This is a genomic window from Micromonospora purpureochromogenes, assembly GCF_900091515.1.
Taxonomy (GTDB): Bacteria; Actinomycetota; Actinomycetes; order Mycobacteriales; family Micromonosporaceae; genus Micromonospora; species Micromonospora purpureochromogenes.
In genome coordinates this window covers 1379640-1392577 of the sequence record NZ_LT607410.1, presented here as the reverse complement: position 1 = coordinate 1392577, position 12938 = coordinate 1379640, and the positions used below count along the sequence as shown (strand labels likewise).

The following is a 12938-nucleotide window of genomic DNA, read 5'->3' as shown; positions in this document are numbered from 1 at the left end:
TCAGTTCTCCTTGAACGGGAAGCCCAGGAGCTTGAGCAGCGCCCGGCCCTCGTCGTCGGTCGTGGCGGTCGTGACCACCGTGATGTCCATGCCCCGCTGGCGATCGATCTTGTCCTGGTCGATCTCGTGGAACACCGACTGCTCGGTCAGACCGAACGTGTAGTTGCCGTGCCCGTCGAGCTTGCGCCCGTCCAGGCCGCGGAAGTCACGGATACGCGGCAGCGCGATCGACAGCAGCCGGTCCAGGAACTCCCACATCCGGTCGCCGCGCAGGGTGACCTTCGCGCCGATCGGCATGCCCTCGCGGAGCTTGAACTGCGCGATGGACTTGGTCGCCCGCCGCACCAGCGGCTTCTGGCCGGTGATGGTGGCCAGGTCACGGACCGCGCCGTCGATCAGCTTGGCATCCCGAGCGGCCTCGCCGACACCCATGTTGACGACGATCTTGACGAGCCCGGGCACCTGCATGGGGTTGCCGTAGTTGTGCTGCTCCTGCAGCTTCGCCACGACCTCGTTGCGGTACCGCTCCTTGAGGCGCGGCATGGTCTTGGTTTCGGTAGCCGTGGTCATCAGAGGTCCTTACCGGTGCTACGCGCGATGCGGACCTTCTGGCCGTTGTCGTCGATCCGGTAACCGACCCGGGTCGGCTTCCCTTCGGAATCCACGACCTGCACGTTCGAGACGTGGATCGGGGCCTCCTGGGTGACGATGCCACCGGTCTTGGCGCCACGCTGGGTGGTGCTGATGCGGGTGTGCTTCTTGACCCGGTTCACGCCCTCGACCAGGACCTTGTCCTGCCGCGGGTAGGCCGCGATGACCTTGCCCTTGGCACCCTTGTCCTTGCCGGCGATGACGACGACCGTGTCGCCCTTCTTGACCTTCACGGTCACAACACCTCCGGCGCGAGAGAGATGATCTTCATGAACCGCTTGTCCCGCAGCTCCCGACCCACCGGGCCGAAGATACGGGTACCGCGCGGGTCCCCACCGTCCTTGATGATGACGGCGGCGTTCTCGTCGAAACGGATGTACGAACCGTCCGGCCGCCGCCTCTCCTTGGCGGTGCGGACGACGACCGCCTTGACGACGTCGCCCTTCTTCACACCGGCACCCGGGATCGCGTCCTTGACGGTGGCCACGATGACGTCGCCGATGCTCGCGTAGCGCCGACCGGAGCCACCGAGAACCCGGATGCACAGGATCTCCCGGGCACCCGTGTTGTCGGCGACGCGCAGTCGCGACTCCTGCTGAATCACGTCTATCTCCTATGTCTGCCGGTTCTCCGGCCGCCCTCGCGGACGGCCGGAGCCTGGCGGAACCTGCGCCCGACCGATACCGGCCGAGCTCGAGCCTTCGCTACTTGGCCTTCTCGAGGATCTCCACGAGCCGCCACCGCTTGGTGGCGGAGAGCGGCCGGGTCTCCATGATCAGGACCCGGTCGCCGATACCGGCCGAGTTCTGCTCGTCGTGCACCTTCAGCTTGCGGGTACGACGCATGATCTTGCCGTACAGCGCGTGCTTGACCCGGTCCTCGACCTCGACCACGACGGTCTTTTCCATCTTGTCGCTGACCACGAGGCCCTCACGCACCTTACGGCGGGCCCGCGTGGTAGCGGTGGTGTTCTCGCTCATGATGCAGTCACCTCAGTCGGCGCGGCCGAGAGCCCCAGCTCGCGCTCACGCATGATCGTGTAGATCCGGGCGATCTCCCGACGGATGATCTGCAGCCGCCGGTTGTTGTCCAGCTGCCCGGTCGCGGCCTGCACGCGGAGGTTGAACAGCTCCGCCTTGGCCTCCCGCAGCTTCGTGACCAGCTCCTCCTCGGAGAGCTCACGCAGCTCGGTCGCCTTAACGCCCGCTGCCATCAGGATTCACCCACTTCGCGCGTCACAATGCGGCACTTCATCGGGAGCTTGTGGATCGCGCGACGCATCGCCTCTCGCGCGATCTGCTCGTTGGGGAAGGACATCTCGAAGAGAACCCGCCCCGGCTTGACGTTGGCGACCCACCACTCGGGCGAGCCCTTACCGGAACCCATCCGGGTTTCGGCCGGCTTCTTGGTCAGGGCCTGGTCCGGGAAGATCGTGATCCAGACCTTGCCGCCACGCTTGATGTGACGAGTCATCGCGATACGCGCCGACTCGATCTGGCGGTTGGTCACGTAAGCCGGCTCGAGAGCCTGGATCCCGAACTCGCCGAACACCACCCGGTTACCACCCTTGGACGCGCCGTGGCGGTCCGGGTGGTGCGGCTTGCGGAAGCCCTTCGGGGGCTTGCGCGGCATCAGCATCTGTCAGCCCTCCTGCTGCGTTTCTGCCGGAGCAGCCGCGGCCGAGGCGACAGCAGCACTGTCGATCGGCTCGCCACTCGGCGTCTCGGCCTGCTGAGCGATGGTGGTCGCAGCAGCCCGGCCGGCCTCGGTGCCGCCGGCGGTCGTGCCGGACGAACCCGACCGGCCACGGCGCGGCCGCTCGGGGCGGTCGCCGCGGTCACGGCGCGGGCGGGACGGACCGGCCTCGGCCGGAGCCTCCCGGCCCGGGACGGCGTCGCCCTTGTAGATCCAGACCTTCACGCCGATCCGGCCGAAGGTGGTACGGGCCTCGAAGAAGCCGTACTCGATGTTGGCCCGCAGCGTGTGCAGCGGGACGCGACCCTCGCGGTAGAACTCGGTCCGGCTCATCTCGGCACCGCCGAGACGACCCGACACCTGGACCCGGATGCCCTTGCAGACCGGGTTCTTCATCGCCGACTGCATCGCCTTGCGCATCGCCCGACGGAAGCTGACCCGGCTGGAGAGCTGCTCGGCGACGCCCTGGGCGACCAGCTGCGCGTCCGACTCGGGGTTCTTCACCTCGATGATGTTCAGCTGCACCTGCTTGCCGGTGAGCTTCTCCAGCTCGCCGCGGATCCGGTCGGCCTCCGCACCCTTCCGGCCGATGACGATGCCCGGCCGGGCGGTGTGGATGTCCACGCGGACCCGGTCACGGGTGCGCTCGATGTCGACCTTGGAAATGCCGGCACGCTCGAGGCCCTTGGACATCATCCGGCGGATCTTGACATCCTCGCCGATGTAGTCCTTGTAGAGCTTGTCCGCGAACCAACGGGACTTCCAGTCGGTCGAGATGCCGAGCCGGAACCCAGTGGGGTGAACCTTCTGACCCATTACTCGGCGCCCTCCGTCTTGCTCTCCGTCTCAGCGGCCTCGGCCTGCTTCGCCGGGGCGGCCTTCTTCGCGGCAGCCTTCTTCGGCGCAGCCGGCGCGACCGCCTCGACCGCCACGGTGATGTGGCAGGTGCGCTTGCGGATCCGGTACGCCCGGCCCTGCGCCCGCGGCCGGAACCGCTTCATAGTCGGGCCCTCGTCGACGAACGCCTCGCTGACGAGCAGCGCGTCGGGGTCCAGCCGCTCGTTGTTCTCCGCGTTGGCGATCGCGCTCGCGAGCACCTTGTACACCTGCTCGCTCGCAGCCTGCGGCGCGAACTGCAGCACCGTGAGCGCCTCCTTCGCGGGCAGGCCGCGGACGAGGTTGACCACCCGGCGCGCCTTCATCGGCGAGATGCGCACGTGCCGCGCAACCGCCCGCGCGCCCGGAAGCACCGGAGCGTCGCCCTTTCCTGGCATCGCTGTAACCCCTTGTTCCTCTATCCGTATGCCCGCGGCGTCAGCGCCGACGGCTCTTCCGGTCGTCCTTCTCGTGACCCTTGAACGTGCGGGTCAGCGCGAACTCGCCGAGCTTGTGCCCGACCATCGCCTCGGTCACGAACACCGGGACGTGCTTGCGTCCGTCGTGCACGGCGATCGTGTGACCCAGCATCTCCGGGATGATCGTCGAGCGCCGCGACCAGGTCTTGATGACGTTCTTCGAGCCCTTGTCGTTCTGCGTCTCCACCTTCTTGAGCAGGTGGTCGTCGACGAACGGGCCCTTCTTCAGGCTGCGAGGCATGTCTTATCTCCCTCAGCCGCGCTTACGCGTGGCGTAGCGACGGCGGACGATCAGCCGGTCACTCGGCTGGCCCTTACGACGGGTGCGGCCCTCGGGCTTACCCTGCGGGTTGACCGGGTGGCGACCGCCGGAGGTCTTACCCTCACCACCACCGTGCGGGTGGTCGACCGGGTTCATCGCGACACCACGGACGGTCGGGCGCCTGCCCTTCCACCGCATCCGGCCGGCCTTGCCCCAGTTGATGTTCGACTGGTCGGCGTTGCCGATCTCGCCGATGCTGGCGCGGCAGCGCACGTCCACCCGCCGGATCTCACCGGACGGCATGCGGAGGGTCGCGTACACACCCTCACGGCCGAGCAGCTGGATGCCGACGCCGGCCGAGCGGGCCAGCTTGGCGCCGCCGCCCGGACGAAGCTCCACGTTGTGGATCGTCGTACCGACCGGGATGTTGCGCAGCGGCAGGTTGTTGCCCGGCTTGATGTCGGCGCCCGGACCGGACTCGACGCGGTCGCCCTGCTTCAGGTCCTTCGGCGCGATGATGTACCGCTTCTCGCCGTCGGCGTAGTGCAGCAGCGCGATGCGCGCGGTGCGGTTCGGGTCGTACTCGATGTGCGCGACCTTCGCCGGCACGCCGTCCTTGTCGACCCGCTTGAAGTCGATCAGGCGGTACTGCCGCTTGTGGCCGCCACCGTGGTGCCGGGTGGTGATCCGGCCGTGGGCGTTGCGTCCGCCCTTCTTCGGCAGCGGAGCCAGCAGCGACTTCTCGGGCGTCGACCGGGTGATCTCGGCGAAGTCGGCGACGCTGGAGCCACGCCGGCCCGGCGTCGTCGGCTTGTACTTACGGATAGCCATTGTCTACACCCCTCAGCTGACCGGGCCGCCGAAGGCCTCGATACGGTCACCGTCAGCCAGCTTCACGATCGCCCGCTTGGTCGCCTTGCGCTGACCGAAACCGGTCTTGGTGCGCTTGCGCTTGCCCTCGCGGTTGAGCGTGTTGACCGTCAGGACGCGGACGTTGAAGATCTGCTGGATAGCGATCTTGATCTCGGTCTTGTTCGCGTCCGGGTGCACCAGGAAGGTGTACCAGTTGCGGTTCAGCTCGCTGTAGCTCTTCTCCGAGACGACCGGCGCGACGATGATGTCGCGCGGATCGGCGATCGTGCTCACTTGCCACCCTCCTCGGTGGTCTCGGCGGGAACGCCCAGGAACTCGTCCAGGGCCTCCTTGGTGAAGACCACGTCGTCGGCCACCAGCACGTCGTACGTGTTGAGCTGGCCGGCCTCGATCAGGTGCACCCGCGGCTCGTTGCGCAGCGACACCCAGTTCAGCTCGTCGGTGCTGCTCAGCACGACCAGGACCCGACGGGCCTCGGTCAGCTTCACCAGCGTGGCCAGAGCGGCCTTGGTCGACGGCTTCTCGCCCGAGACGAAGGCCTCGACGACGTGCACCTGGCCGGCGCGCGCCCGGTCGGAGAGGGCGCCACGCAGGGCGGCGGCCTTCATCTTCTTGGGGGTGCGCTGGCTGTAGTCGCGCGGGACCGGGCCGTGCACCACGCCACCGCCGGCGAACTGCGGCGCGCGGATCGAGCCCTGCCGGGCACGACCGGTGCCCTTCTGCTTGTACGGCTTCTTGCCGCCACCGGCGACCTCGCCGCGGGTCTTGACCTTGTGCGTGCCCTGCCGGGCCGCCGCGAGCTGGGCCACCACGACCTGGTGCATCAGCGCGAGGTTGGCCTGGACGTCGAAGATGTCGGCCGGCAGCTCGACGGAGCCGCTCTTGGCGCCCTCGACGTTGCGGACGTCAACGGTGGTCACTTGGCCGCACCGCCCTTCTTCACCTTGGTCTTGGCCGCGGTACGGACCAGGACCAGCGCGCCCTTGGGGCCGGGGATGGCGCCACGGACGAGCAGGAGGTTGTTCTCGGTGTCGACCGCCTGGACGGTCAGGTTCTGGACGGTGTAGCGCACGCCACCCATCCGGCCCGCCATCCGGGTGCCCTTGAAGACGCGACCCGGGGTGGCGCAGGCGCCGATGGAGCCCGGCGAGCGGTGCTTGCGCTCGACACCGTGGCCGGCGCCCAGGCCGTGGAAGCCGTGCCGCTTCATCGGGCCGGCGTAGCCCTTGCCCTTGGTCTTGCCGGTGACGTCGATGGTGACGCCGGCCGGGAACTGCTCGACCGTGACCTCCTGGCCCAGCGAGTAGTCCGCGGCGTCCGCGGTGCGCAGCTCGACGATGTGCCGGCGCGGCGCCACGTCCGCCTTCGCGTAGTGCCCGCCCACCGGCTTCTTGACCTTGCGCGGGTCGATCGTGCCGTAGGCGAGCTGGACCGCGGAGTAACCGTCCTTCTCGGCGCTACGAACCTGGCTGACGACGCACGGGCCGGCCTGAACCACGGTCACCGGAACAACACGGTTGTTGTCCCAGACCTGGGTCATGCCGAGCTTTGCGCCCAGGATCCCCTTGACTTGCCTGTCCATTTGTCCGGTCCCTACAGCTTGATCTCGATGTCGACGCCAGCCGGCAGGTCGAGGCGCATGAGCGAGTCGACCGTCTTCGGGGTCGGGTCGATGATGTCGATCAGCCGCTTGTGCGTGCGCATCTCGAAGTGCTCGCGCGAGTCCTTGTACTTGTGCGGCGAGCGGATGACGCAGAAACGGTTGATCTCCGTGGGCAGCGGCACCGGTCCTGCGACCTGCGCCCCGGTACGCGTCACCGTCTCGACGATCTTCCGAGCCGAGGAGTCGACGACCTCGTGGTCATAGGCCTTGAGCCGGATGCGGATCTTCTGTCCCGCCATGGTGGCTTCTGTTCCTTCTCTCGATGCCGCTGTGTTGCGGGCGCCTGTACCGGCTGGTACAGGCCCACTTCGCCGACCCCCGCGGTCGGGCGTGTCGCGCCCTGGGGCCAGGCTCCGCCCCGGGACTCCGGAGCGGTTCTTGAACCACGCGGTGGGTCAAGGCGCCGATCGCATCACAGCGATCCGGACGCCGTGCGAGGGTGGTTGACCGCCAGGGGCGATCAACCACCCTGCGCGCGACTGTTGGTCTCCCGGAGGTCCAGCATTCACCGGACGCAGGTGACTAACCGTCGTTACGCAACCTGACTAGTATGCCGCACGACCGGCGGCGACGCTAATCGGGGTTACCCAGCTCACTTGAGGATGTTGGTGACGCGACCAGCGCCGACCGTACGTCCACCCTCGCGGATCGCGAACTTGAGGTTCTCCTCCATGGCGATGGGCTGAATCAGCTTCACCGTCATGGTGGTGTTGTCGCCCGGCATGACCATCTCGGTGCCCTCGGGCAGCGTGACGACGCCGGTGACGTCCGTGGTCCGGAAGTAGAACTGCGGACGGTAGTTCTGGAAGAACGGGGTGTGCCGGCCGCCTTCCTCCTTGGAGAGGATGTAGACCGTCGCCTCGAACTCGGTGTGCGGGGTGTTGGAGCCCGGCTTCACCACGACCATGCCACGCTCGACCTCGTCGCGCTTGGTGCCGCGCAGCAGCAGGCCGACGTTCTCGCCTGCGCGGGCGTCGTCCAGGGTCTTGCGGAACATCTCGATCGCGGTGACCTTGGTCTTGAAGCCCTTCTCCTTGATACCGACGAGCTCAACATCCTCGTTCGGCAGGAGAACGCCGCGCTCCACGCGACCGGTGACGACGGTGCCACGACCGGTGATCGTGAAGACGTCCTCGACCGGCATCAGGAACGGCTTGTCGACGTCGCGCTCCGGCTGCGGGATCGCGGTGTCGACCGCGTTCATCAGCTCCAGGAGGCGGCCGGTCCACTCGGGGTCGCCCTCGAGGGCCTTCAGCGCCGAGACCCGGACGACCGGCAGGTCGTCACCCGGGTACTCCTGCGAGGAGAGCAGCTCGCGGACCTCGAGCTCGACGAGCTCCAGGAGCTCCTCGTCGTCGACCATGTCGCTCTTGTTGAGCGCCACGACGATGTACGGCACACCGACCTGACGGGCCAGCAGCACGTGCTCGCGGGTCTGCGGCATCGGGCCGTCGGTCGCCGCCACCACCAGGATCGCGCCGTCCATCTGCGCGGCACCGGTGATCATGTTCTTGATGTAGTCGGCGTGACCGGGGCAGTCGACGTGCGCGTAGTGACGCGCCTCGGTCTGGTACTCGACGTGCGCGATGGAGATCGTGATGCCGCGGGCCTTCTCCTCCGGCGCCTTGTCGATCTGGTCGAACGGCGTGTACGGGTTCAGGTCCGGGAACTGGTCGTGCAGGACCTTGGTGATGGCCGCCGTCAGCGTCGTCTTACCGTGGTCGATGTGACCAATGGTGCCGATGTTGACGTGCGGCTTAGTCCGCTCGAACTTAGCCTTCGCCACTGGTGTCCTCCTGTGGACTTCTTGGTTCGTTCGCCCCGGCGCGCCGATTGGCGCTTAGGACTCTGTCGACAGCCTTTCCGGCCTGACGGCCGGAGAGCTTTGGTGGGTTCTGCGGCGATGAAGCCTACAGGCCCGGTCTCACGCAACCCGATCCAGGTGGCCGCGGGCGGGAAGGCCCTCCCGCGACCAGCCTCGACTCATCGGATCAGCTCAGGTGAGCGTCACTCACCCGTCGCCTTGGCGATGATCTCCTTCGCCACGCTCTGCGGAACCTCGGCGTAGGAGTCGAACTGCATGCTGTAGCTAGCCCGGCCCTGGGTCTTCGACCGCAGGTCGCCGACGTAGCCGAACATCTCCGACAGCGGCACCAGGGCCCGGACGATGCGAGCGCCACTGCGCTCCTCCATCGCCTGGATGATGCCCCGCCGGGAGTTGAGGTCGCCGATGACGTCACCCATGTTCTCCTCAGGAGTGGTGACTTCAACGGCCATCATCGGCTCGAGGAGCGCGGGGTCGGCCTTGCGGGCCGCCTCCTTCATCACCATCGAGCCGGCGATCTTGAATGCCATTTCCGACGAGTCGACCTCGTGGTACTGGCCGTCCAGCAGCGTCAGCTTGACACCCACCAGCGGGAAGCCGGCGAGGATGCCGTACTGCATCGCGTCCTGGGCACCCGCGTCCACCGACGGGATGAACTCCCGGGGGATGCGGCCACCGGTGACGGCGTTGGCGAACTCGTAGGTCGGCGAGTCGTTGTCCAGCGGCAGCGGCTCGATGCTCACGATGACGCGGGCGTACTGGCCGGAACCACCGGTCTGCTTCTTGTGGGTGTACTCGATCTTCTCCACCTTGCGGCGGATCGTCTCGCGGTACGCCACCTGCGGCTTGCCGATGTTCGCCTCGACGTTGAACTCGCGGCGCATCCGGTCGACCAGGATGTCCAGGTGCAGCTCGCCCATGCCGGAGATGACCGTCTGACCGGTCTCCTCGTCCAGCTTGACGCGGAAGGTCGGGTCCTCCTCGGCCAGCCGCTGGATGGCCGTGCCCAGCTTCTCCTGGTCGGCCTTGGTCTTCGGCTCGATCGCCACCGAGATGACCGGCTCCGGGAAGGTCATCGACTCCAGGATCACCGGGTTCGCCGGGTCGCAGAGCGTGTCACCGGTGGTGGTCTGCTTGAGACCCTGCACCGCGATGATGTCGCCAGCCTGGGCCGAGCCGCGCTCTTCCCGCTTGTTGGCGTGCATCTGGTAGATCTTGCCGATCCGCTCCTTCCGGTCCTTGGTGGAGTTGACCACCTGAGATCCGGAGTCGAGCGTGCCGGAGTAGACCCGCACGTAGGTGAGCTTGCCGAGGTGCTTATCGGTCTGGATCTTGAAGGCCAGGCCGGAGAACGGCTCGTTCTTCGACGGCTTCCGCTGCAGCGGGGTCTCGCCGTCGGTGGCCGTACCCTCGATGGCCGGGACGTCCAGCGGCGACGGCAGGAAGTCGACGACGGCGTCGAGCATGGGCTGCACGCCCTTGTTCTTGAACGCCGAGCCGCAGAGCACCGGGTTGGCCTTGCTGGCGATGGTGGCGCGCCGGATGGCGGCCTTGATCTCCGCGACGGAGATCTCCTCGCCCTCCAGGTACTTCTCCATCACCGCGTCGTCGACGTCGGCCAGGGTCTCCATCAGCTTCTCGCGCCACTCGGCCGCGGAGTCGGCCAGCTCGGCCGGGATCTCCTCGATGGCGTAGTCCTCACCCTTCTGGGTCTCCCCGCGCCAGGTGAGCGCCTTCATTTCGATCAGGTCCACGACACCGATGTGGTCGCCCTCGAGCCCGATCGGGATCTGGAGCACCAGCGGGGTGGCGTTGAGCCGGTCGATCATCATCTGCACGCAGCGGAAGTAGTCGGCACCGGTCCGGTCGAGCTTGTTGACGAAGCACATCCGGGGGACGTGGTACTTGTCGGCCTGACGCCAGACATTCTCCGTCTGGGGCTCCACGCCGGCGACACCGTCGTAGACCGCGACCGCACCATCCAGCACCCGCAGCGACCGCTCGACCTCGACCGTGAAGTCGACGTGACCGGGCGTGTCGATGATCTGGATCGTGTGGCCCTTCCACTCACACTTGGTAGCAGCGGAGGTGATGGTGATACCACGCTCCTGCTCCTGCTCCATCCAGTCCATGACGGCAGCGCCCTCGTGGACCTCACCGATCTTGTACGTGATACCGGTGTAGAACAGGATCCGCTCGGTGGTCGTGGTCTTACCGGCATCGATGTGGGCCATGATGCCGATGTTGCGTACGTTGGCGAGCGCGTCTGCGGCGGCCACTTCAATCCCTACTTATCGTCGTCTCGACTCAACTGGTGGCGGTTCCGGCGCCGGTCCGGCGCCGGAACCAGGGTGTTACCAGCGGTAGTGCGCGAAGGCCTTGTTCGACTCGGCCATCTTGTGCGTGTCCTCGCGCCGCTTGACGGCGGCACCCAGACCGTTGCTCGCGTCCAGCAGCTCGTTCATCAGCCGCTCGACCATGGTCTTCTCACGACGGGCCTTGGAGTAGGTCACCAGCCAGCGCAGACCGAGGGTGGTCGCGCGGGCCGGACGAACCTCGACCGGCACCTGGTAGGTCGCGCCACCGACGCGGCGGCTGCGGACCTCGAGGGTCGGCTTGACGTTGTCCATCGCGCGCTTGAGCGTGACGACCGGGTCGGTGCCGCTCTTCTCGCGGCAGCCCTCCAGGGCGGCGTACACGATGCGCTCGGCGAGCTGACGCTTACCGCGCATCAGGATCTTGTTCACCAGCTGGGTGACCAACGGCGAGTTGTACACCGGGTCAGCGACCAGCGGCTTCCGCGGAGCGGGTCCCTTACGCGGCATGTCAGCTCTTCTCCTTCTTCGCGCCGTACCGGCTGCGCGCCTGCTTGCGGTTGCGGACACCCTGGGTGTCCAGCGAACCGCGGACGATCTTGTAACGCACGCCGGGGAGGTCCTTCACCCGGCCGCCGCGGACGAGCACGATCGAGTGCTCCTGCAGGTTGTGACCGACGCCCGGGATGTAGGCGGTCACCTCGATCTGGCTGCTGAGCTTGACACGAGCGACCTTGCGGAGCGCCGAGTTCGGCTTCTTGGGGGTGGTGGTGTACACGCGGGTGCACACACCGCGCCGCTGAGGGCTGCCCTTCAGCGCCGGGGTCTTGGTCTTGGTCGTCTTGGCCTGGCGGCCCTTTCGGACCAGCTGCTGGATGGTGGGCACCGGGTTTCTCCGCTCCCTTCGGCCGCTCACGCGGCCGCGCCGTCTGCTCGTTAGCCGCCCTGATGGACGGCTCTCCTACATTCCGGCCAGGGCCACCTCACGGAGGTCCCGGCACCCGCGGTCGGGCGTGTCGCCCAGATCACGGTCCCGGTGCCGTCGCTCGCGCGTCGCACCGGATTCTGTTCGCCGGCACGCGATGGACCGTGCGCCGGGTCTTGGACTGTGTCGTACGGCCACTCGATCGCCGGATGAACCGCGACCCGCGCACGCACGAGTTGCCCGGGCAGGCCCGGGCACAAGGGGAAAGAGTACCTACCACAGCCTCGCAGGTCAAAACGGAATGGTCCGGCGGATCTCAAACCCCGCCGGTCGCCGCCCCGTGGCGCCTGCTCGCCCGTGCTGGGCACCTACGGCTCCAAGTGTACCGGCTGCCCACGGAAGCGGCCCGTCGCCCCCGCCGCGACCGCCGTCACCCGAACTGCAGCAGCAACGCCAGCCCCAGGCCGGCCAGGCAGAGCAGCAGACCCGTCGCGCCGCAGCTGATCCCCGCCGTGGCCAGCCCCCGCCCGGTGAACCGGACCGCCGGCGGCGGCGCCGCCCGCCCGATCTGCCGCCGGGCCAGCAGCCCGGCCACGATCGCGGCCGCCCCGGCCAGCACACCCGGCACGGTGAACGCGCCGGCCGCCCAGGCCCCGCCGTACCGCGCCGCCCCGACACCGAAGCAGACCACCAGCACCGACACCAGGATCGACACCACCCCGGCCACCAGCGAGCCCACCGCCGGACCGGAGGTCACCGCCGGCACGTCGAGATGGACCACCCCGAACGGGGTACCCGGTACCGCGTCGACCCGCTTGGGCGGTTTGGGCGCCTCCCGCGGTGGCGGGGGCAGCCACCCCGGGCCGGCCGGCCACCCGCCGCCCGGCGTCCCACCGGGGTACGCCCCCGCCGGCAGCGGAGACGGCCCCGGGTACGGCCCGGACACCTGGCCCGGCTGCCCCGGCGACAACTGCCCGGGATGACCACCGGAAACCTGACCCGGCTGCGCCGGCGACAACTGCCCGGGATGACCACCGAAGGGCTGACCCGGCGACAACTGCCCGGGGTACGCCGGCGCCGGCGACGCGTACCCGATGGGTGCGGCCTCCGGCGGCGTGCCGGTGCCCTGGTCCGACCGCTCGCCCGTGGCGGCCCCCGGCGCCGACCAGGGCGACACCTCGGGTGCGGCGGTCGCGGGCGGGGCCACACCGGCGGAACCGGGCGGGCCCGTCTCCGGGGGCCCGGCGGGCTGGCCGCCCGGGTCGGCTCCCGACGGCGGCGCCGGTTCCGTCACGTGGTCCTCCTGTCGACAAGCCAGATCCCTCGCCGCGCGACGGACACCGGCCAGGCTACCGTCGGCGCGCACCGCCCCGC

General features: G+C 68.3%; 19 protein-coding genes. All 19 read right to left on the bottom strand.

The features are described 5' to 3' along the window. Complete coding sequence (gene rplE, locus GA0074696_RS06525; protein ID WP_088960259.1) at positions 1-570, bottom strand: 50S ribosomal protein L5; 570 nt, start codon at positions 568-570, stop codon at positions 1-3. After that, positions 570-890 (bottom strand): 50S ribosomal protein L24, encoded by a 321-nt coding sequence (rplX, locus tag GA0074696_RS06520; RefSeq protein ID WP_172894201.1) that lies wholly within the window; start codon positions 888-890, stop codon positions 570-572. The genes rplE and rplX overlap by 1 nt, the downstream gene beginning before the upstream one ends. Then, entirely contained in the window at positions 887-1255 is a 369-nt protein-coding gene (rplN, locus tag GA0074696_RS06515) for a 50S ribosomal protein L14 (RefSeq protein WP_007465279.1), read from the bottom strand. The genes rplX and rplN overlap by 4 nt, the downstream gene beginning before the upstream one ends. Positions 1256-1355: 100 nt before the next feature. Then, positions 1356-1631 carry a 30S ribosomal protein S17 gene (rpsQ, locus tag GA0074696_RS06510; protein ID WP_088960258.1) on the bottom strand — a complete coding sequence of 92 codons (276 nt, stop codon included), beginning with the start codon at positions 1629-1631 and terminating at the stop codon, positions 1356-1358. Then, the gene (rpmC, locus tag GA0074696_RS06505; protein ID WP_088960257.1) at positions 1628-1864 is read right to left on the bottom strand and encodes a 50S ribosomal protein L29; all 237 of its coding nucleotides are present in this window, start codon (positions 1862-1864) and stop codon (positions 1628-1630) included. The genes rpsQ and rpmC overlap by 4 nt, the downstream gene beginning before the upstream one ends. Beyond that, entirely contained in the window at positions 1864-2289 is a 426-nt protein-coding gene (gene rplP, locus GA0074696_RS06500) for a 50S ribosomal protein L16 (RefSeq protein ID WP_073834927.1), read from the bottom strand. The genes rpmC and rplP overlap by 1 nt, the downstream gene beginning before the upstream one ends. 3 nt (positions 2290-2292) lie before the next feature. Next, on the bottom strand, positions 2293-3162 hold the full coding sequence (gene rpsC, locus GA0074696_RS06495) for a 30S ribosomal protein S3 (protein WP_088960256.1): 870 nt from the start codon (positions 3160-3162) through the stop codon (positions 2293-2295). After that, on the bottom strand, positions 3162-3620 hold the full coding sequence (gene rplV, locus GA0074696_RS06490) for a 50S ribosomal protein L22 (protein WP_088960255.1): 459 nt from the start codon (positions 3618-3620) through the stop codon (positions 3162-3164). The genes rpsC and rplV overlap by 1 nt, the downstream gene beginning before the upstream one ends. A 40-nt stretch (positions 3621-3660) precedes the next feature. Beyond that, positions 3661-3942 carry a 30S ribosomal protein S19 gene (gene rpsS / locus GA0074696_RS06485; protein WP_007073032.1) on the bottom strand — a complete coding sequence of 94 codons (282 nt, stop codon included), beginning with the start codon at positions 3940-3942 and terminating at the stop codon, positions 3661-3663. Positions 3943-3954: 12 nt separating this feature from the next. After that, positions 3955-4794, bottom strand: a complete 840-nt coding sequence (rplB, locus tag GA0074696_RS06480) for a 50S ribosomal protein L2 (RefSeq protein WP_088960254.1) — start codon at positions 4792-4794, stop codon at positions 3955-3957. Between the two features lie 12 nt (positions 4795-4806). After that, positions 4807-5109: a 50S ribosomal protein L23 gene (rplW, locus tag GA0074696_RS06475; protein WP_073834931.1), complete on the bottom strand. Its 303-nt coding sequence runs from the start codon at positions 5107-5109 to the stop codon at positions 4807-4809. Next, a complete protein-coding gene (rplD, locus tag GA0074696_RS06470; protein ID WP_088960253.1) occupies positions 5106-5756 on the bottom strand; it encodes a 50S ribosomal protein L4 in 651 nt (216 codons plus the stop codon). Before rplD ends, rplW begins: the two co-directional genes overlap by 4 nt. Then, positions 5753-6418, bottom strand: coding sequence for a 50S ribosomal protein L3 (gene rplC, locus GA0074696_RS06465; RefSeq protein ID WP_088960252.1), 666 nt, complete (start codon positions 6416-6418; stop codon positions 5753-5755). Before rplC ends, rplD begins: the two co-directional genes overlap by 4 nt. An 11-nt stretch (positions 6419-6429) precedes the next feature. Then, positions 6430-6738 carry a 30S ribosomal protein S10 gene (rpsJ, locus tag GA0074696_RS06460; RefSeq protein ID WP_007073037.1) on the bottom strand — a complete coding sequence of 103 codons (309 nt, stop codon included), beginning with the start codon at positions 6736-6738 and terminating at the stop codon, positions 6430-6432. A 353-nt stretch (positions 6739-7091) separates the two neighbouring features. Beyond that, entirely contained in the window at positions 7092-8285 is a 1194-nt protein-coding gene (tuf, locus tag GA0074696_RS06455) for an elongation factor Tu (RefSeq protein WP_088960251.1), read from the bottom strand. Between the two features lie 221 nt (positions 8286-8506). Beyond that, on the bottom strand, positions 8507-10603 hold the full coding sequence (gene fusA, locus GA0074696_RS06450; RefSeq protein ID WP_088960250.1) for an elongation factor G: 2097 nt from the start codon (positions 10601-10603) through the stop codon (positions 8507-8509). Positions 10604-10678: 75 nt separating this feature from the next. Continuing rightward, complete coding sequence (gene rpsG / locus GA0074696_RS06445; RefSeq protein WP_088647009.1) at positions 10679-11149, bottom strand: 30S ribosomal protein S7; 471 nt, start codon at positions 11147-11149, stop codon at positions 10679-10681. Between the two features lies 1 nt (position 11150). After that, complete coding sequence (gene rpsL, locus GA0074696_RS06440) at positions 11151-11525, bottom strand: 30S ribosomal protein S12 (RefSeq protein WP_007465318.1); 375 nt, start codon at positions 11523-11525, stop codon at positions 11151-11153. A 469-nt stretch (positions 11526-11994) separates the two neighbouring features. Beyond that, positions 11995-12417: a hypothetical protein gene (locus tag GA0074696_RS06435; protein ID WP_088964391.1), complete on the bottom strand. Its 423-nt coding sequence runs from the start codon at positions 12415-12417 to the stop codon at positions 11995-11997. Positions 12418-12938: the final 521 nt, after the last annotated feature.